This window comes from Bacillus sp. M5A3_1b, assembly GCF_053345335.1.
On the sequence record NZ_JBKEZY010000004.1, the window covers coordinates 213,871 to 233,455 of the forward strand.

At 32.5% G+C, this 19,585-nt stretch carries 17 protein-coding genes and 1 pseudogene; 4 read left to right on the plus strand and 14 right to left on the minus strand.

All coding sequences use genetic code 11. From position 1 onward, the window contains the following. Positions 1–6 precede the first annotated feature (6 nt). Both ACLBWW_RS13710 and ACLBWW_RS13715 read right to left on the minus strand, forming a co-directional pair. Positions 7–1,596 (minus strand): M3 family metallopeptidase, encoded by a 1,590-nt coding sequence (locus tag ACLBWW_RS13710; RefSeq protein ID WP_098076191.1) that lies wholly within the window; start codon positions 1,594–1,596, stop codon positions 7–9. Between the two features lie 114 nt (positions 1,597–1,710). Further along, positions 1,711–2,979: an APC family permease gene (locus ACLBWW_RS13715; protein ID WP_447614078.1), complete on the minus strand. Its 1,269-nt coding sequence runs from the start codon at positions 2,977–2,979 to the stop codon at positions 1,711–1,713. 142 nt (positions 2,980–3,121) lie between these two features. Here ACLBWW_RS13715 and ACLBWW_RS13720 point away from each other — a divergent pair, with 142 nt between their 5' ends. Further along, positions 3,122–3,556 carry an Lrp/AsnC family transcriptional regulator gene (locus ACLBWW_RS13720; RefSeq protein ID WP_000343327.1) on the plus strand — a complete coding sequence of 145 codons (435 nt, stop codon included), beginning with the start codon at positions 3,122–3,124 and terminating at the stop codon, positions 3,554–3,556. Between the two features lie 33 nt (positions 3,557–3,589). On the opposite strand, the gene ACLBWW_RS13725 is transcribed toward ACLBWW_RS13720, so the two are convergent. Both ACLBWW_RS13725 and ACLBWW_RS13730 read right to left on the minus strand, forming a co-directional pair. After that, positions 3,590–4,450: a DegV family protein gene (locus ACLBWW_RS13725; protein ID WP_048547477.1), complete on the minus strand. Its 861-nt coding sequence runs from the start codon at positions 4,448–4,450 to the stop codon at positions 3,590–3,592. Between the two features lie 479 nt (positions 4,451–4,929). Beyond that, positions 4,930–5,235, minus strand: a pseudogene (locus tag ACLBWW_RS13730) (spore coat protein); the annotation flags it as partial. 773 nt (positions 5,236–6,008) lie between these two features. Between ACLBWW_RS13730 and ACLBWW_RS13735 the strand changes: the two are divergent. Beyond that, complete coding sequence (locus ACLBWW_RS13735; protein ID WP_048547480.1) at positions 6,009–6,440, plus strand: GNAT family N-acetyltransferase; 432 nt, start codon at positions 6,009–6,011, stop codon at positions 6,438–6,440. A 202-nt stretch (positions 6,441–6,642) separates the two neighbouring features. On the opposite strand, the gene ACLBWW_RS13740 is transcribed toward ACLBWW_RS13735, so the two are convergent. The 4 genes from ACLBWW_RS13740 to ACLBWW_RS13755 form a co-directional block, all read right to left on the minus strand. Then, entirely contained in the window at positions 6,643–8,145 is a 1,503-nt protein-coding gene (locus ACLBWW_RS13740; protein WP_447614079.1) for a BC_2427 family protein, read from the minus strand. Between the two features lie 125 nt (positions 8,146–8,270). After that, entirely contained in the window at positions 8,271–8,966 is a 696-nt protein-coding gene (locus ACLBWW_RS13745; protein WP_048547484.1) for a CsxC family protein, read from the minus strand. A 549-nt stretch (positions 8,967–9,515) separates the two neighbouring features. After that, a complete protein-coding gene (locus ACLBWW_RS13750) occupies positions 9,516–10,286 on the minus strand; it encodes a GNAT family N-acetyltransferase (protein WP_048547485.1) in 771 nt (256 codons plus the stop codon). Between the two features lie 259 nt (positions 10,287–10,545). Next, positions 10,546–11,325 carry a BC_2878 family exosporium-associated protein gene (locus ACLBWW_RS13755; protein ID WP_048547487.1) on the minus strand — a complete coding sequence of 260 codons (780 nt, stop codon included), beginning with the start codon at positions 11,323–11,325 and terminating at the stop codon, positions 10,546–10,548. A 253-nt stretch (positions 11,326–11,578) separates the two neighbouring features. Here ACLBWW_RS13755 and ACLBWW_RS13760 point away from each other — a divergent pair, with 253 nt between their 5' ends. After that, positions 11,579–11,899: a hypothetical protein gene (locus ACLBWW_RS13760; protein WP_046954336.1), complete on the plus strand. Its 321-nt coding sequence runs from the start codon at positions 11,579–11,581 to the stop codon at positions 11,897–11,899. 54 nt (positions 11,900–11,953) lie between these two features. Here the strand turns inward: ACLBWW_RS13760 and ACLBWW_RS13765 are convergent, their stop codons facing one another. From ACLBWW_RS13765 to ACLBWW_RS13785, 5 genes are all read right to left on the minus strand, one after another. Continuing rightward, complete coding sequence (locus ACLBWW_RS13765) at positions 11,954–13,489, minus strand: MDR family MFS transporter (RefSeq protein WP_048547489.1); 1,536 nt, start codon at positions 13,487–13,489, stop codon at positions 11,954–11,956. Positions 13,490–13,512: 23 nt separating this feature from the next. After that, the gene (locus ACLBWW_RS13770; RefSeq protein ID WP_048547491.1) at positions 13,513–14,220 is read right to left on the minus strand and encodes a cytoplasmic protein; all 708 of its coding nucleotides are present in this window, start codon (positions 14,218–14,220) and stop codon (positions 13,513–13,515) included. Positions 14,221–14,238: 18 nt separating this feature from the next. Next, positions 14,239–14,949 carry a bactofilin family protein gene (locus tag ACLBWW_RS13775; RefSeq protein ID WP_098047742.1) on the minus strand — a complete coding sequence of 237 codons (711 nt, stop codon included), beginning with the start codon at positions 14,947–14,949 and terminating at the stop codon, positions 14,239–14,241. A gap of 13 nt (positions 14,950–14,962) precedes the next feature. After that, positions 14,963–15,586 carry a YhbD family protein gene (locus tag ACLBWW_RS13780; protein ID WP_447614080.1) on the minus strand — a complete coding sequence of 208 codons (624 nt, stop codon included), beginning with the start codon at positions 15,584–15,586 and terminating at the stop codon, positions 14,963–14,965. Between the two features lie 159 nt (positions 15,587–15,745). Next, the gene (locus ACLBWW_RS13785) at positions 15,746–17,482 is read right to left on the minus strand and encodes an ABC transporter substrate-binding protein (protein ID WP_447614081.1); all 1,737 of its coding nucleotides are present in this window, start codon (positions 17,480–17,482) and stop codon (positions 15,746–15,748) included. Between the two features lie 101 nt (positions 17,483–17,583). Between ACLBWW_RS13785 and ACLBWW_RS13790 the strand changes: the two genes are divergently transcribed. Continuing rightward, positions 17,584–18,810, plus strand: a complete 1,227-nt coding sequence (locus ACLBWW_RS13790; protein ID WP_447614082.1) for an MDR family MFS transporter — start codon at positions 17,584–17,586, stop codon at positions 18,808–18,810. A 79-nt stretch (positions 18,811–18,889) separates the two neighbouring features. On the opposite strand, the gene ACLBWW_RS13795 is transcribed toward ACLBWW_RS13790, so the two are convergent. Beyond that, positions 18,890–19,558 carry a YjgB family protein gene (locus ACLBWW_RS13795; RefSeq protein ID WP_098132734.1) on the minus strand — a complete coding sequence of 223 codons (669 nt, stop codon included), beginning with the start codon at positions 19,556–19,558 and terminating at the stop codon, positions 18,890–18,892. Between the last annotated feature and the right edge of the window lie 27 nt (positions 19,559–19,585).

Below are 19,585 nucleotides of genomic sequence, written 5' to 3' on the forward strand. Positions count from 1 at the left end.
CTCTCCTTACATAAGCCTCAAATATTCATCAACATCTTTAGAAATTTGTTTAAAAGCTTTATCCCAGAATGCATAACTTGTTATATCTATTTCAAAATGTTTTTTCATAAGCTCTTCCACTGAAATTTTTCCTGTTTCTCGTAAAAACTCCTTATATTTCGAATGAAAAGTACTTTTACTTTCATTAGCTATTTCTAATAAACTAAAACTAGCTAAATACCCAAATGTGTATGGATAATTATAAAAAGGAACATCTGCTATATAAAACTGAATGTATTTCATCCAAACAAACGGCTGATATTCTAATAACGCATGCCCATATGCTTTTTCTTGCGCTACTATAGATAATTTCTCGATTTCATCAGCACTTAAAGAACCTTCTTTACATTTTTCATAAAAGTTCTTCTCAAATTCAAACGATGATCGTATTGCCATTACATAATTAAAACAGTTTCTTATTTTCCAACTAAGCAATGACTTTTTCATATCTATACAATCTGTTGTTTGAATTAGATAGTTTAAGAGTACCGTTTCAAAGAAAATAGACGCTGATTCAGCCGTACTCATTGGCAAATAATCATCTAAAAAAGAAGTAGATTGTTCAAAGCTCATATTATAAAAATGCCAAGCATGTCCTAGTTCATGCGCAAGTACTCTTACACTATCAATACTTCCATCATAACGCATTGAAATTCGCGATTCTTTCTCACTGAAGAAAGGAGCGCAAAACCCGCCTGGTGCTTTATTATCTCTCGGCTCCGCATCCACCCATCTACTCTCTATTGCATTCCGTGCAAATTCTGCTAATTCTTTATCTATATTTTCAAACGCATCGTATATGTTTTGAACTGCTACTGAAAAAGGGATATGAATCTCATTATTCTCCTTTACGGTCATAAGTTCATGCCATGTAATCGAAGCTTCTTCCTTCTTATACACGTTTACAATACTCGCTAATTTATCAAGGTTTTCTTCTGCCACATTCCACATTTGTAATAATACATTTTCAGAAATGCCATTCGCATGTAAAGATTGAGTTAAAATATCTATGTCTTCTAATTCATTACTCTTTGTATTACGTAATCTCCCTATTTGATTCAATACAGTAGCAAAGATTTCTTTTTCCTTATGTAAGGCATTTGTTAATAACTCGAATACTTCTACTCTTTCCTTTTCATTATCACTATTCATTGCAATATTATTTGCTTGTCCAAATGATATTTGCTTATTATTGTGCTCTATTTCTATCTTATTTCTTAATTGTATGTACATATTTTCCCATGCACCAAGTTCATCTTTTATTAAATTAGTATTAATATTATTGGAAGTTTCCATTTCACTTTTCTGTATTACTTGCCGTACTTCTTTTTTCAAATCTTTTACTGTCGTAGTCGATACAGAAAGGTCAGATGAATTACTTTCTTCAGCAGATCGGCAATACAAATAGTATTCTGCTTTTTCAATAGCTTGTATAAGTTTTGAAAGAATCTCTACATCTTTTGTCACATAATATTGTTCTTTCAACCTCAATATTGGCGTTACAATATCCTCGATTGGATACAATCGATCTAAATCCCACCTAGTAATTTCATGCATTTTTATAGCCGCCTCCTATTTTTACAAATAGTTACAGATATTTACCCTCACAATTATAAACGAAATGTAAAAATTTTAATATCTTTAAATATTTAGATTTCTACAAACGCATTCTTATTTATATTCTTTTCTTCTGCTACTGCAACGTACATAGCATAAACAGATAAACGATACAGCTACTGGAATCAGTATTACTCCTCCAATAAAAGGATAAACAACCACACAACATGTAAAAGCTACTATAGAAAAAATTTTACCTAACCTATTCTTTATTAATTTCATTCCAGCTGCAGTACCGACTATATATGTAACAATTCCTAACGAATTCGGTATTAAAACAATTTTATCTATGCTAATATGGAAAACGAAACTTATTAACAAACCAACAAATGCAATAAAACCTACAACTTTTACTGCATTTGTTGGTGTTTCTCTTTTTTTATTAATACGTGCTAAATAACGCGGTGCAACTTCTTCTTTTCCTAGTGAATAACCTAAGCGCCCGATACTTGCGATAAATGCATTTGTCGTCCCTAGACAAATAATAAAAGCTACAAATCCAATTATCCAAGCAAATTGGTCACCTAATGTTTGTTTGATAACAAGCACGAGAGCTGTAGTATTATCAGCATTTACATAATAAGATTTCGTTCCAATTACCGATAATGCAATACCTATATATAAAACTCCAATAATTATAATCGCAAATCCCGTAGATAGAATAATATTTCTTTTTCTAGGTGTTTTAAATTCTGGAGCTAAACTTGCAATAGCTTCCCAGCCGAAAAAAGACCAAAAAATTAATAATGATGCCTCTAAAATTGGATTTATTTCTTGCATAGAAATATGTACATTTATATTTTTTATTTCAATATAAGGTAGTGAACTAATAATTGTTACAATTAAAATAAAGAAAGTTAATACACCAATACATACTTGAAACCACCCACTCATTTTTAACCCGTATAAATTAAAACTAATTGAAATACTTAAAATAATAAGCGCTATAACGTAAGAGTAATATGGTGATAAAGCAAACACTTTCACTATATACATTCCACCAGTCATTGAGACTACGATTTGTCCAACGCTACCCGCAATAAAAAAACACCATCCTATAATAGCACCTATATTTTTACCGAAAGCTTTTTCTGCAAACGTGGCAATTCCACCTGCACTTGAGTACTCAATCGATAAAAAAGCGAATGTGAATGCAAGTGGAACACTAAGTAATATCATAACAAGCCAAGAAAAAATCGCATTCCCTTCTGCTACACTCGCCGTCATACCAGGTAATATAAGGATTCCCGATCCTAAAACCGCTCCGACATATAAGGCTATTCCCCTTTTAATAGAAATCGTTTCATCAAAATGATTAGACATTACAAGCACCTCCATTTATATTTTAATTATAGAAAGTTATCAGTCTATTCAATATACAAAAGTGTATGTATTTTTACATAAGGTTTTATATTATGTATTTGTTTAAGAAATTTACTTTCAATTTTGCAAAGGAGCATAATTCATGGATGAAATTGATAAGAAAATAACGCTATTACTACAAGAAGATGCCAGAATGACAATTACAGAAATGACCGAACACTTACACCTCAGCCGCCCTAGTGTTACCGAGAGACTAAAGAGATTACAAGATACTGGAATAATTGAAAAATATACCGCACGGATATCATTAGATGCAGTTGGAAAATCAATTCAAGCATTTTTAAGAATTGAAAATCTAAAGATTCCTTGTAAAAAATTTGAGGAGAAAATCTACGAGGAATATAGAATACTCGAATGTCATCGAGTAACAGGTGAAAGTAGCTATTACTTAAAAGTAGCGGTTCACTCTATGAAGGAATTAGAGGAATTAATTGATATCGTTATACCATTTGGAACAGTCAAAACTTCGATGATTTTATCTTCACCGATACCATATCGACCAATTATTACTGATTAATAAGAAAAAAGGATTGATCAAAAGATCAATCCTTTACTCTACCTCATTTAAGAAGAACAATGTTAACGCACCTGGTCCTGTATGCGCTCCGATTGCTGCTCCAATTGTATTTACGATAAATACTTCACAGCCAAATCTTTCAGTAATTAATGCCTTTAATGCTTCGGCAGTTTCTAAATCATCACCGTGAGTCATAGCGATTGTTTGACCTTTAAGGTCTTTTCCACGCTCTTCCATAATATCTACAATTCGGCTTAGTACTTTCTTTTTCCCTCTTACCTTTTCAAGTGGTACAAGTTTTCCTTCTTCTACGTTTAAGATCGGTTTAATGTTTAGTAAACCACCGATAAAACCAGCTACTTTACTTAAACGCCCACCTCTCACTAAGTACTGTAAGTCAGCTACTGTGAAGATATGTTCTATATGGTTCATTAGAAAATCAACACGTTTTAAAATATCTTCTTTTGATGCACCGTCTTTCGCCATTTTAGCAGCTTCTAATACGACAAGCCCTTGACCAAGCGAAGCACATTTCGTATCAATAATTTCTAAATCTAAATCAGCATATGTTTCTTTCACTTCTTCTTTAATAACAACTGACGATTGATATGTACCAGACAGTTCAGATGAAAAAGCTAAATATATACAAGGATTACCTTCTTTTGCATAAGAAACAAATTTTTCTTGGAAAGTTTCAAGTGAAGGCAATGACGTTCTATAAACAGCGCCTTCTCTCATGTTTTGCAATAATGTAACTGACTCTAATGTAACTCCATCTAAATACTCTGTTTCTGCTTCATCATAAACACGGAGTGGAATTAAATCAACATCATATGCTTGCAGCAATTCTACCGGTAAATCCGCCGCACTATCCGTAATGATTTTAACACCCATTTTTAAACCTCTATTCTGTTATAAATATAAAAATATAAAATAAAAATAGTACTTTTAAATTATATACGTAAAACTTAAATGAAGAAAGGAAAAGACTTTATATTGTATGCACTATTCTTCAAATGTTGAACTGTTAATAAAAATCATTCCAATTTAACCAATTGTTTATTGTTATTTTTTCTATACCACGAATAATTTTAGGGATTTTTCATTATTATATTTAAATTATTTAATTTAATGTGGTCTTTTCAAATTTATACTGTTTAAAATTAAAAAGCCAAATCCAATAAAGGAAACGGCTTGTTAATTTTTAAAAAAATAACCAAACTTTATTTTCCATCACATTGTTTGTTAACCTTATTATTCATGCAATGTTAAATATTAGTCCAATTATGATTAATATTTTAGCCTGTACTATAATTAAAAAAGTGAATACTTATCCCTAAGAAGCACTATATTTAAATAACAGGTCAAATATTTTATAGAATATTTAATTTTACTAGTAAAGCTAATAAAATTTGGAGAAGAATTTGAACATTTACTGCTATGTCTGTATCCGTAGTCGTAACTGTAACATTTCTAGAATTTCTAATGACAGTTTCTTGTTTATTAACTTGTTTAACAGATGATTTTTGAAACAATTCTTGTGCTACACGGTCAGCTTTTTCACTATCTGCTATAGAAATACTTATTATAACCACGATAGCTGCTTGTAATGCTGCTTGAATAGATAACGCAGCTTTTGTATCTGTAGTTGTAACTTCTACATCTGCTGAATCAACAATTGTATTAGCAATATAAAAATATTGGCTAACTACTAGCATCTTATGTATTTTTAAAAAATTTGTTTGGACAAGTAACTTAATCTTCTATTTTTTTCTACAGCTTTCTTTGTGACTAATCTAGGCTAGATTTCATACAATATAATTGTTCCTTTCTTATAACCTGATCTCGTCACTTTAGTTATAAAAATGTGAGTATATCCTATAACCTTTTTCAGGAATCATCCGTAATTTATATCAGGAAAAGTGCTTTGTTTTACTGAAAGGTGGTTGCGGAAACAACCGCCTTTTTATTTGTAACAAAATAAAATTTTTATACAAAAGCCCCATAATTAAATACACTTAACTTCATATGATATATTGCATCCTTTCTTTTTAGAGTGGATAGTCTTTACAAAAGAGCACTTTCCGAAGTGCTCTTATATTTATGTTCCTTTTCCTTTTTCAAGAGGATTTTTCTCACTCAGGCTGGTGATTACCACATTTCCTTAATAGTTCCAATTAATAAAGTATATACCAATTCAAATAAGCCTATAAACTCTATATGCTTAAACATTAATGAGTTACCGAACGCGCAAACTAGTTTTCCTTTTAACTTTGTAACACCAAATTCATAAGGTTGTTATCCTCTATATAGTGAAGTCATCATTTCAATACCAGCCACCCAACAACTTCAGCTAATAAAACAGACGTTACTATATCAAGGTTCGTTTGATTTATTATCTTTCGCTCTCTATAATGAAAATATCACACCAGTATTCCGAAGGAGGATGCATTTGAGTATTCAACTAGCTTCATCTAATGATCTAGAATGGGTTAATAATCAATTTCAATCAATAGGATTTGTACGGAGTGATTTAAAACGAGATAAAGTTGCAATCATTACATACAACAACGAGTATGCAGGTGTGGGACGATTAGTCAAAATAGATAAAGATACTATAGAAATAGGTGGGATTTTTATTCTTCCCCAATTTAGAGGGTTACAATTAGCTGGGGAACTTGTATCATTTTTAGTAGAAACTGCGAAAAAATTACAAGTAAAAAATGTATATTGTCTTCCTTTTGAGGAATTAGAAAACTTTTATAAGAAATATGGCTTTACTGAAGTTGATGCTACAAAAGAAGTTATTCATCCAAGTATTCTAAAAAAGTATAACTGGTGTTTGGATACTTATGATAAACATGTTTTACTATTTAAGTTGTGAGTTTCTAAATTAGGATTTAACACCTTGTATTTCCCCACATGTAAAAAAAGATTTATCACGTTTCACCTAGTTAATTAACGTATTGTTAATTACTACATTCCAATACATGTTAGCTAGCTTGTTTGTAGACTTGCTAGCACTTTTTGTGTTTCTCTATTACAAACTCCTAAAAAATTCAACTGATTGATAGTGATATAATCATTTATGTAATTCGCACACGAACTTCCTGTTCTTGTAATAATTGGACGTTCAGTTCCAATACAATATTTTGCATTAACTGGTAGATCTTATCATGATGTTCACTTTGGTCTGATGTAAATTCAATACACTGAAATATATAGCCTTCTACACGTAAGCTTCCTTTTTCGATTATAGATGGATTATTTCCTTTCTTTATTATTTTTGGCAATAAGAATTCTTTGTTTGTTACAATAATTTCCTGTGATACTTCTTTTATTTCTATAACTGTTTCTTTAAAAACAATCTTTTCTATTAAACTAATTTCACCTTTATACCTCCCTATTTCTATTGGTAATTTCGCAGTTATATAATTATTTACATTTGCTTCAGCTTCCTTCTCTAATATTATACCGTGTATAGGAATCCATGAAGATGAGCCTACCCAACTCTCTTCAATATTCCCTTTTGCTTTTTGATTAGAAAGTTCTAAAAGTACCCTCTTTTCATGAAGGTTTGAAGAAACTAAATTACAATCAATTTCTCCATGATAATATTCCATTGTAGTTAGTAACGTAGAATCCAGCTCACGTCCTCTTGCATCTTTTTCATTACGAAATACAAATACTTCTTGATTTTTCACATTCATATTAGGGGATTTTTTAAAACTAGTAACATCCGAAATAATAGAAAACGGGGTTTTCACTTCTATTGAACGTACTGAATTCGCTATTTTTGATTCAAAATCTATATTTTTGTCCTCTAATCGACTCGTTTCATGTTCTTTTCCTAGGACATTCTTTTCAATTTTTTTCTCAAATTTATTTGCTTTTCCTTCTTTATTGGGCTCTAATTCTTTACTTTCTTTCTCTGCTTGTATTGCTTTTTCTTCTTTTTTTGATTCTGGTTCTTTATTTTCCTTTTCTGCTTGTATTGCCTTTACCTGACGCTCTGATTCTTTACTTTCTTTCTCTACTTGTATTGCTTTTTCTTCTTTTTTTGACTCTGGTTCTTTATTTTCCTTCTCTGCTTGTATTGCCTTTACCTGACGCTCTGATTCTTTACTTCCTTTCTCTACTTGTATTGCTTTTTCTTCTTTTTTTGACTCTGGTTCTTTATTTTCCTTCTCTGTTTGTATTGCCTTTACCTGACGCTCTAATTCTTTACTTCCTTTCTCTGCTTGTATTGCTTTTTCTTCTTTTTTTGACTCTGGTTCTTTATTTTCCTTTTCTACTTGTATTGCCTTTACCTGACGCTCTAATTCTTTACTTCCTTTCTCCGCTTGTATTGCTTTTTCTTCTTTTTTTGACTTTGGTTCTTTATTTTCCTTTTCTGCTTGTATTGCCTTCACCTCACACTCTGGTCCTTTACCTTCTTTCTCTACTTGTATTGCTTTCGCTTTTTTCACTAACTCTGTTTTTTTACTTTTCTTATTTTCTCTTATTTCATGTGATTGCTCTTGACCAATAAGTATTTCCCCTTTGTAAACTTTGTTCCATATTTTCTTACCAACCCATGGATTTTTCATCACCATCCCCCCACTAATGAAACTCATAAAAATATATTTTTGTATACGACCATTTCATTATTATATATGTTTTATAAAACTAAAAAAAACATTGTCTTTTTATCAAAGACAATGCTTTTTTAGTTTTACACTCGTACTTGTTGCACTTGTAAAACTTTCACAGTAAGATCCAGTACAATTTTCTCACGAAGAGTCTCAAATGATTCGTTTAATTCTGTTGGACAAGGAGAGAAGTCTAATTCAAAAAATTGAGCGCTAACTAATTCGCAATACGGTTGTTCGTTATAAAAAACAGTATTTTCAAAGAAGTATTTGTCTAAACGTGGTAAGTCACCATTTTTAGGATTAATAAAGTGAGATGTAGTATCTGAGGAAGAAGCTACTATTGCTAGTGATAGAAAATCAGTTTCTGTCAAATCTGCAAAACCAGAAAATGGAACATTTGCGATGCGATCGAATAGTACTGAATTACATCCACTACCTGCATATTCAATGTTTTTACGAATATATCCTTGTACAAATAACTTTGCTCTTGTAACTCGGCGGTAATTTGTACCTGGTACTGGAGTGAATGCTACTGGAACTAACTTACACTGTGTTAAAAATACGTTTTTTAACACACGTTTAATTTCGGATGCTGCAGGTGCTAATGGAACATCTGATTCTACAACAATTTGAATTGTTCTTTCGGCTAATACAACTGGAATTTTTACAATCGGTGCTCCCGGTGTAAGAATTGGTGCTGCTGCCTCATCACTTAATGGTGTTTGGGTTTGTCCTACTACCTGACATGGTACATTAATTGGACATTGTTCACTCATAATATATAATCTCCTTTTTAAAAAAAAATTAGAGTTTTTCAACTCTCTATACTGTATATGTACTTTTTCTATTAATGCGTGGGTTTGTATCATAGTCACTTTTATCATTTGTAAAATAAGAGATTCATTTCCTCTGGATAGTTAAAAACACATAAATTAATAATAGGAACCTATACTGATATCTACCTATATAAAATAGAATTTCTCGACTTTTTCATGTTAGAGCTATTAGGCGTTCCAAAATTAATTTTTCAAGAGTCTTTTATTCCATCTAACAAAGGATAATATTTAATAAGAACCATTTACCGACTTTTTAATATCCACAAAATAGAAGATTACGACTAATATATCTTTTTATAAAAAAATAAAAACCGACTAAAAAAGCCAGTTTTTGCACCCAATATATAATAAAATCTTCTTATTATTGAACTAATTATTTTATTTTCTAATGTTTTGATAGAGTTTTTAAAAATTCTATTAAAACATTCTAGTCATCTGTCTTTCCCTTTAAACTCTTTACTTTGTACAAATCTTAGACTCTCTGCTCATTCATCTATTATCCACAAAATACGTATCATATGCCTTATCAAAAACATATCCTAGTTTTTCTGCCAGTTTAGCAGACGTAGTATTCGCAGCATCCCAGTTTGGATATATCCCTTTTTCTAAACAGTCCAAGATTAACGCCGCGCTAACTATAGTTGCCAATCCTTTTCTTCTATGAGTGTGATCAGTCGCAACTTCAATTTCAATCCCATCATCATAAATGCTATATGATGATGCACCACATACAACTTCACCTTGGTACAAAATACTATACCCTATACCCCGTTTTAAATAATCTTCTACCGATTGAAATTGACTTGTAAAATCTTCAGAGACCTTATGTAATGTAGGGGTATTTACAATATGTTCATCTATTTTTCTTAACTCGTATCCTTTTGAAAGCGCTGATATAAAAGATTGTAATTTTGAACGATTAAAAACTTCCGCATTACGTTTGAATTTATAGCGTAAAAACTTATCTATTTTTCTTTCGTAAAATGTTTCTAAACGCTTTTTCCACTCTTCACTATTTACGATTACTAACATTCTATCAGGAATGTTACGTAGTAATTCTTCTGTTTCTTTCCTATTTGGATCCCCAGCGTAAAATGTGAAAATCCCTACCGTAACTTGCGCTACTGTTGGGTTTTCAAGATCATTTACCCAAGCAGTACCCATATGTCCTTGTAAATAAGAAAGTAAAACAACGTTATTGAAATCCTCGAACATAGTAACTAATTTTTCTCTCGTATGTATACTCGCTTCATATATCATTAACATTCCCGCTTTCTTTGGAATCAGTTTAACTCTACTTTTCATATATAAACAAAAGTTTATTAAACTATATATAATCGTAAAATATTCGTAAATATAAAATTATTATAACATCTAATAAATAGTGAGCGACTGTCCAGTATAAAGGTTAACAGTAAATATACTTAATAATAATTTGCAATCTACATGTAACCGATTATCATCTTTTATTATGTAATACCCCTCAATACTCGTTTGAGGGTTCATTTAAATACGTATGTTATAACTCATTCTTATAAATATATGATTCTGTTTCTCCATTTTTATATACTTTAGTCAATTTAACAACTGACTTGTACGTATTATTGTCATTCGTCACCATCTTTTTCATATCTTCTATTTCAACATTACCAGTTCCACCCTTAGTTTCCAAACAGTTCGAAATATTTAGGTATCCACTCGATGCGAAAAGAATAATAAACGTAAGATCAGGGAAATTAATGAACAGTATTCCAAACTTTAAAGGATTCGTAGCCGTATCAGATAAAACTAATCGAAAGTTTAATAGTTCCGGCACTTGAACAAAATCTTTAGAAACAATCGCTTCACCTATTATAGTAATTTGCTTTACGACATTCCCCATCTCATCTATAAATTCAGTACAACTAGGTGCATCAATTGTTTTTGCTTGTAGTGATAAATTCAATTCTAGATTGTGAAAGTCAAAAAAGAGTGTACTACCCTCTGTTAAACATTGCGGACAAACATTCCCAAGTAAACTAAAATCCACTTCAATAAATTTAACTTTCGTTTTACAACTACAAACTTTTCCTATTCGAATTGCATCAATCCTAGAGCAATCTACAAAAATAACCTCATTGTCCTCTTGTGCGAAGGATACGATACCATTCCTCTTATTAAATGAAAGAAAATAAGATACAACAATTTCGTTTCCGGCGATTACAATACTCTCAACTTTTGTAAAAGGCTCTAGACTTCGCAAAAATTCACAAATACTATTTTGGCAGCATTGATAATTTCGTTTCGGCTCACAACCCACTTACACTCCATCCCTTCCCTATATGTTTTATCTAATACATATACTATGAACGGCGTATAAAAAAGCTTGGACAGTATAACTTTAACTCAGGAATATAGGTACTTACTTATCACATTAAAAATGAAATTACGCCAATAATGTGTAATAGCACATAAATTTCCCTATAAATACATATAACAATTTCATCTTTCATGAAAAAAACGTTATAATAAGGTGTAGCCTCTACGATTACGTTATAAAGGAGAATAAAACAATGGCTAAAATTAAAGTATACCAAGCAAAAGAAGAAAATATGGATGCAGTAAAGAACATCATTGATGTTGAGGAACAAAACCCAACTACTGAAAACTTACAAAATCTATATGCATGTGTATTAGAAACAGAAGATATGGCATTGCCTGAATCATACATTGAAGAAGATATCTTAATTGATTCTATGGAAGTTATGGTTAACGCTTCTCAAAACAAACTAAGAGACTTAGGTGCATACGATGTAATCGAAGTTCAAAACAAAGGTAAGAAAACACAAATTTTATTATTAGCAGACGAAGAATACGAAATTATCGAAGGCTAATCTAAATCCGTACATACGAAAAAGCTCCTTTCCAATTGGAAAGGAGCTTTTTCATTACGCTTTTGATGTTTCACTCTTTTTATTCGTTTGCTGTTTCTTAATTACCATACGCTCATTTCCCATAAAGAAAATAAATATAAATGCTAGACCTGCTGGTACTAATGCCCACATAAATGTTTGAACGATGGAGCTAGAAAGAGCGTCAATAATTTTATCTAATATTTGCGGCGGGATTTGAGATCTTGCCGATTCTGATAGAATAGCTCTTGAATCTCCTAAAGCGTTTGTATTCATTCCTCCGCCCATACCTTTAAAAGCTTCTTCCAATTGATCTTGGAAACCTGTTCTTTGAATCATTCCGAAGATTGTAATACCTAGTGTCATTCCTAATGAACGAATGAAATTACTCGTTGAAGTTGCAGATCCACGCTGTTCCATACCGAAGTTGTGAATAGCTGCCATACTTAGTACAGAGAATGAGAAACCTACTCCAAATCCAATGATAATCATATAAACCGTTAATAATATTCGACTTGTTTCTGGTGTTAATGTGCTTAATAAGAATAGTCCAATTAGCATAATAACAGCAGAAATAATCATAATGTTTCGGTAGCTAAGCTTCGTCGTTAAAAATCCACCTAACTGCGCTGTTACGACTGATCCTAACATCATCGGTAAAAGTAATAATCCTGAGTTTGTTGCGCTACCACCGTATACACCTTGAATGAATAACGGTATGTATACAGTTGCTGACATGAACGCAGCACCGTAACATAATGCAATAATGGTACTCATTCCGAATAAACGTTGTTTAAACATTTCAAATGAAATGATCGGTTCTTCTACTTTACGCTCAATAAAAATAAATGCAATAATTAAAATAGCGAATCCGCCAAATAAACTTAATATAAAGTTAGAATCCCAATCATACTTTTGTCCACCTAGTTCTAAAGCAAACATTAGCGAAACTACTGCACCAACTAAAGTAACTGAGCCAAACCAATCAATTTTTTGCTTTCTATGAACTCGTGATTCTTTATAAAAGAATGTAATAAAAATAAGTGCTAAAACGCCAAGCGGTAAGTTAATGTAAAATACCCAGTGCCAGCTTATGTAATCTGTAATATACGCACCAAGCAGCGGACCAAAAATACTTGATAAACCAAATACTGCTCCGAATAATCCACCCATCTTCCCGCGCTTTTCAGGAGGGAAAATATCAAAAACGATAGTAAACGCGATCGGCACTAATGCCCCGCCGCCAATACCTTGAATGGCACGATAAATACCTAACTGTGTAATATTTTCAGCAGTACCACAAAGTGCCGAACCAATCATAAAGACGATTAAACCAAAAATAAAGAATCTCTTTCTACCATACATATCTGATAGTTTTCCGAATATCGGCATACCTGCCATTTCTGCAACCATATAGGCAGAAACGACCCATACAAAGTTTTCAAGGCCTCCTAAGTCACCAACAATCGTTCCCATCGCCGTTACGACAATGGTATTATCCATTGATGCCATTAAAATACCTAGCAATAAGCCCGCCACAACAAAGCCGAGCTTATTATTCTTCTCAACCATAACCTTGCTCTCCCTCGTACTACTTATATTTGTTTATGTTCTTTTACAACTGCATTACCTTTTTGATTAAAACTAGTATGATATTCTACAACATTAATTTCACATCCTAAACCAATGGTAACGTTATTTCCTCGTACTACTTCAGCAATCGTATGCTCTAAATAAATTTCATCTCCTTCAATGATAGACGTTTGGAGGCTTCCAGCATGACTTGTAAATGGAATAAATCTCGCTTTTTTACGAACGGTAATCTTTTTACCGCCGATTTCTCTCACTTTGCTGCCTTCATAACGAAGTGAAATTTCAATATTTTCAGCATTAAGTAATCCATCACTTTCAAGGCCACCAGTTAGTGATAGTTCTTCAACTTCAATATCTCCTTTCACATTTAAAGCGCCTTTCACATCTACGAAATCACCAGTAAACTTCCCTTTAACTTCTATCATACCTCTTACTTTCGTTTTTTCAATATGGGCATCACTATTCATTTGTGTATTTCCGTATACTTTTACATATTCCGCAGTTACATTTCCTTGTACTTCACTATCTCCATACACAACATAATTTTTCACTTTCATATTACCTTGTACATCACTCGTTCCGTACGTTTTAAATTCATTACAACTCATATCATTAGAAATCGTTCCTTCGCCGCGTATCTTCACTTTGTTATAATCCCCGCCTGCTGAACTACCAGAGCCATTGACAGTAAGACTATGTTGATGTTCCATATTACTTTCTCCCTCCCATTAAACCTGCTTCATTTCTTTTACATTCGCGCTTTTATCGACAGTAAGAACACCCGTATATTCAATGAGTTCAATCTCACAGTTCGCTCCTACCGTCACATTGTTTCCTCTTACCGTTTTTATGTGAGCATAATCAATATCAATATTGTCACCTTCTAATAGTTCAGCCTCTAATTGCATACCAAATACTGATTTAAACAGTCTACTAAAAGTACTTAGTCTATGTTTTACTTTAATCGTTTGACCACCAATTTCTTTTGCTCGACATGTACCGTGAATATTAATATTTATTTCATCGGCGCTTAATAATCCACCAATTGTAAATTGTCCTTCTGAAGAAAAAGTATCCACTTCACAATTCCCATCAATCGTTGCTTGACCGTTGATTTTAAATTCTTCTCCAGTTACATTTCCACCTACTGTACCTTTTCCTGCAATTTTTAAACTGTTTGCCTTCACATCTTGCGTAATTGTTGCTTTCCCATCAATTCGCATCGTTTCCGCAATAACTGTACCATCAACTTTACCTGATCCACTAATTCTTGCATTGCTACTTTTCAAATTTCCAGTAACAGCACCATATCCGTTACATTCAAATTGGTCACATTCAATATTTCCATTAACAGTCCCTTTTCCATTTAATTGCACTTTATGAAACTCGCCGCCATTCGATGAACCGTAACCATTTATAATCAAATTATCTGTACGCATACTTTCTCCTCCACTACAACAGTTTCGTTTTTAATGCTTCCGTATATTTCATAATTGCTTCGCGTAAAACAATTTTGATACCTTTTTCAAAAATTAAATCGTCCACATTTGAAACTAAGAAACATGTAGAAATCCCTAACTTTCGGACGATGATTAAGTCACAAATTTTATGCTTAATCGCCTCATAATTTTCACGTAAAACTTGCAAGACCATTTTTCCTTCTTCTAAACTAATCTCTCCCGATTGTAGTAATTCCTCTAACATATACACATAAAGAATATCTACAAATTGAAACTCTGTTGTTTTATTCGTTTGTTCTATGAAAAATTGTAAAACTGGCTCTGATGCAATTCCTTTACTTAAGACGTCTTCCTTTGTTAAAAGGATTTCTCTTACACTCGGTGAAAACATATTTGCTAGTTCATCAAGTGATAAATCTTCTTTCATCGTTTGGATTTTATCAATACGCTCTAATATCTTTTCTTTCGGAAAAAATGTCTCTTGACCCGTGAATGTTGACTTTCGTACAAACCAATCTTCCGGTATTAAATTTTTTCTTTTCCACCTATATAACTGTCCGTATGAAATACCAGTTAGTTCTAATAAATCTTTTTTTGAAATTAAATCTGTACTCAACTGTATAACACTCCTTCCTGATAACAATGTAACATAACACTGTTACGCTGTAAATAGACTTTTATCGTAAGTAGCGTAACAATGTGTAAAACAAACCTGTTTCACACACGAAAAAAAGGCTCTTACACATCATTTAAAACGTGTAAAAACCCTTATATATCAAAATGTAAACCATATTTCATAAAAATCAATCCACCCTTGTGAATTAATCATTATATTTTGTACTTTTTCGTGAGAAGTTACTTGTTGTTTGTTGCGGTATAAAGGAATAATATGAATTTGACGTAACAAAGTGTTCTCAATATCGCGTAACAATGTAACTCTTTTTTCTACTCGTTCTTGTTTAAAATACGGGGACAACATTTTATGAAAGTTCATGCTGCTTTGCCCATGAATAAAGCTATTTTTTGTAAGAAACATATATAGCAGACTATCTTCTATTCGTTCGCTAATTGTTGCACTATCATGCATCATATCAGCCTTTTGTATCGTACTGATTTCCAATAACTCTTCAACTTCAAGAAAATTATTTTCTACACGAATCCCATACTTCGCACACTCTTTCTGAATCCATTGTGCATCTTCTACGTGATCTTGTCCTGTAAATGTGTAGAGTTGTAGCACTTCATAATGATACGTACTCCTTTTAATTAAACTAGCTATATCTTCCTCAATCTCTACTATGCTTTCATTTGCTAATATTAGTTTCTTTGCCACTTCTCCACGTTCTCCGCCGAGTTCTTGAACAATCCTATCGCTATGAATGATTTTATGTAGTGCCTTTCGAAACAGCTCATCTTGCATTGGTCCTTCTTTTACAAGATTGCACGTTACATATGTCACGTTCGATTCAAGCCGAGACAACTCTTTATTAGGCTTTTCTTTATCTTTATACTGCGCCTTTACTAATACATCATACGTATTTACATTTTGCTCTACATTCATTAGTTCAATTCGGTCAAGAAAAGGTCTTTCACGATAATATAAATCATGCACTTCTAATACAAATAACTGTGCATTTTTCTCACGTAATATAAAAGGACCTGTACCAATAAAGATTCCTTTTTCATCTTCATGTACGATAGAACACTGTTCTGCACTTAGCATATGTAAAAACATCCTATTTTCCGTATGTAATTGAATTTCAACAACATATTCATCCACTGCACGAATATTTTCAACATGTTGCAACATCCATGCGTGTGGGTTGTTTTCAGCTTCCATAAATCGATTCAACGAATGTATAACATCATGTGCGGTAAGTCGTTTTCTATTATGAAGATGAACGCCTTTTCTTAAATAAAATGTCCAAACCTTTTCAGCGTCATTATATTGCCAGTGAAAAGCAAGTCTTGGCTCTATAGAATTTGTTTCCTCATTCACATATACGAGTGTATCAAAAATATGTTTAACCATATGACATTCTGAGCGCATCGTAGCGTAGACCGGATCTAAAGCGATGTCTAGATTCATTTGTACTTGCAACCGAAGGACATCTTTTCTTCCTTCAGGTGTCCGTTCTATTTGATGACCAAATATGGAGTCTACCCAAGCTTCATACTCTTTCTTTACTGATGGAAATTGTGAGCTGTAGCGTTCTACAAATGAGATTCCACTTTTCACATCCCCTTTTTTCGTTAGTTCTTTTCCTCTGTCTAAAATTAATATCATCGGTTGCTTTTGAAATATTAATTTAGAGCGATTCCCTCTCCCCCGCCCTGGAAACCAAGCGATCCAATTTAACTCTTCTAATTTTTTTATTATTAATTTACTATTACGCTCCGTACAAAATAATGTTTCTGCTATCATTTGTACGGTAACTTCTAATTGTTCTCCTTCTTGTCTACCTTTACCGTAGACACACCATAGTTCAATATATTGATTTAAAATAAACATCATAATCCCCCTAAAAGGTGAAAAATAACCCCTTTTGTTTCTACCCTTTTTCCACTTCTCCTTTCATCTTATCATTTCAATATAGAAAGGAGGAATTGATATTGAACAATCTCATACTACGTTATAATAAACCCATTATTATTAGACTATGCGGCGAATTATTAACCCGAACAACTGAATCTATGTTAGCTCTCATTATGATTATTTACGTTAATAAAATGTTAAACGGTAATATAATAATAACTATGCTCATTTTCGGACTACAACCTCTCTCAGACATTGTATTTACACTTATTGCTGGAGGAGTGACTGATAAATATGGGCGAAAGAAAATTATGTTACTCGGCTTATTGCTACAAGGCGTTGCAATCGGCGGCTTCGTCTTTGCTCAATCTGTTTTTATATTTGCTTTGCTTTACGTCATAAATGGGGTTGGCCGTTCCTTATATATTCCCGCTCAACGTGCACAAATTGCTGATTTAACAAAACAAAAACAACAAGCAGAAATTTTTGCTCTTTTGCATACGATGGCTGCAATTGGTTCCGTAATCGGTCCAATAATTGGTGCTATATTTTATCATACTCACCCTGAATATTTATTTATAATGCAAAGCATTACACTTATGGTATATGCAATAGTTGTATGGACGCAGCTTCCAGAAACCGCTCCAGTATTTACAAAGCCAAAGCAAAAAGTTGAAGTATCATCTTCAAAACAATTTGTAAGCAAGCATTACGCCGTTTTAGGACTTATGATTACTACACTCCCTATTAGCTTTTTTTATGCTCAAACTGAGACAAATTATCGCATTTTCGCTAAAGATATATTTCCAGATTTCGTATTCATGCTCGCTTTTATTTCAACATGCAAGGCTACAATGGAAATCTTCCTGCAAGTTTTCCTTGTAAAATGGTCTGAACGATTTTCTATGGCGAAAATTATTCTTATTTCTTACACCTGCTATACAATAGCTGCAATTGGCTACGGGATTTCAACAACAATCACGTCACTATTCTTCACATTACTCTTTTTAGTCATTGGGGAAAGTATCGCCTTAAACCATTTACTTCGATTCGTTTCAGAAATCGCTCCTACAGATAAGCGTGGATTGTATTTTTCAATTTACGGGTTACATTGGGATATATCTCGTACGTGCGGTCCTTTTATTGGTGCGGTTTTATTAAGTAAACTTAACGGTAGTATACTATTTTATATTTGTACTTGTTTCTTAATAATTGGGGGCATTATTCAAGCTCTTTTTGTTCAAAATTTAGAGCGTAATAAAATAAAAAAAGATATTTCAGAACATACTCCCCATGTTTTATAGGTTGCTTCCCTCATCCTTTTAACAGTAAAAAGAAGAATGTCACAAAAGTCTCGATGACCTTTGTGACATCCTTTCTTTATTACCCTGCCATTTTATTAATACTATCTTCAGGCGAAAATACCGAAATATGATTTATCTTACCAGTCGATTTTGGAATAATAAATTTTAGCTCAAACTGATTGTTTACTCTATATACATATATTTTATCTTCGCCATTTACTTTAATTGAAGCTGGTTTTCCTAATGCTTTCTCTATGTCTTGTAATGTAATTGATTTTAGTTCTGCATGATAGGAGCGTACATCAAAAACTTGTGATCCTTTATTAAAACCGAAGGAAACATTTTTATTTGTAAAAGTAGCATATATTCCATTTCCTGCTTGTTCCGTTTTATCTGCTTTCCCCCACGCTTTTTCTATTTCTTCAATATCTCCTGTATGAGCTGCGAACGGAACGTTAGGTACTTTTCCTTCTTTCGCTAATTCAAATAACTCTTTAACATAGTTAATTGATTTTTGATTTATTACTGTATCTTTCGGGCGTGAGTCAGTGTCTGATTTTGTTGATCCTTCACTATTTGATTTTGCATCAGGCTCTTTCTTTTCTTCAGAAGAATTATTCTGTTCATTTTTACTATTTTCTGATGTTCGGCTTGTTTCCTTTTGTTCATCGGTCCCTTTACATGCTGCTAATGCAAATAGGCACGTAAAAGCGAGAAATAACATAGCTATCTTTACATACACTTTCATATATTTCAGCCTCCTATTGTAATCCTA

Excerpts from the sequence above, each read along its gene's own strand:
- ACLBWW_RS13710 (WP_098076191.1), bottom strand. The coding sequence starts at position 1,596 with ATGCATGAAATTACTAGGTGGGATTTAGATCGATTGTATCCAATCGAG.
- ACLBWW_RS13715 (WP_447614078.1), bottom strand. The coding sequence starts at position 2,979 with ATGTCTAATCATTTTGATGAAACGATTTCTATTAAAAGGGGAATAGCC.
- ACLBWW_RS13720 (WP_000343327.1), top strand. The coding sequence starts at position 3,122 with ATGGATGAAATTGATAAGAAAATAACGCTATTACTACAAGAAGATGCC.
- ACLBWW_RS13725 (WP_048547477.1), bottom strand. The coding sequence starts at position 4,450 with ATGGGTGTTAAAATCATTACGGATAGTGCGGCGGATTTACCGGTAGAA.
- ACLBWW_RS13740 (WP_447614079.1), bottom strand. The coding sequence starts at position 8,145 with ATGAAAAATCCATGGGTTGGTAAGAAAATATGGAACAAAGTTTACAAA.
- ACLBWW_RS13745 (WP_048547484.1), bottom strand. The coding sequence starts at position 8,966 with ATGAGTGAACAATGTCCAATTAATGTACCATGTCAGGTAGTAGGACAA.
- ACLBWW_RS13750 (WP_048547485.1), bottom strand. The coding sequence starts at position 10,286 with ATGATATATGAAGCGAGTATACATACGAGAGAAAAATTAGTTACTATG.
- ACLBWW_RS13760 (WP_046954336.1), top strand. The coding sequence starts at position 11,579 with ATGGCTAAAATTAAAGTATACCAAGCAAAAGAAGAAAATATGGATGCA.
- ACLBWW_RS13765 (WP_048547489.1), bottom strand. The coding sequence starts at position 13,489 with ATGGTTGAGAAGAATAATAAGCTCGGCTTTGTTGTGGCGGGCTTATTG.
- ACLBWW_RS13770 (WP_048547491.1), bottom strand. The coding sequence starts at position 14,220 with ATGGAACATCAACATAGTCTTACTGTCAATGGCTCTGGTAGTTCAGCA.
- ACLBWW_RS13775 (WP_098047742.1), bottom strand. The coding sequence starts at position 14,949 with ATGCGTACAGATAATTTGATTATAAATGGTTACGGTTCATCGAATGGC.
- ACLBWW_RS13785 (WP_447614081.1), bottom strand. The coding sequence starts at position 17,482 with ATGTTTATTTTAAATCAATATATTGAACTATGGTGTGTCTACGGTAAA.
- ACLBWW_RS13795 (WP_098132734.1), bottom strand. The coding sequence starts at position 19,558 with ATGAAAGTGTATGTAAAGATAGCTATGTTATTTCTCGCTTTTACGTGC.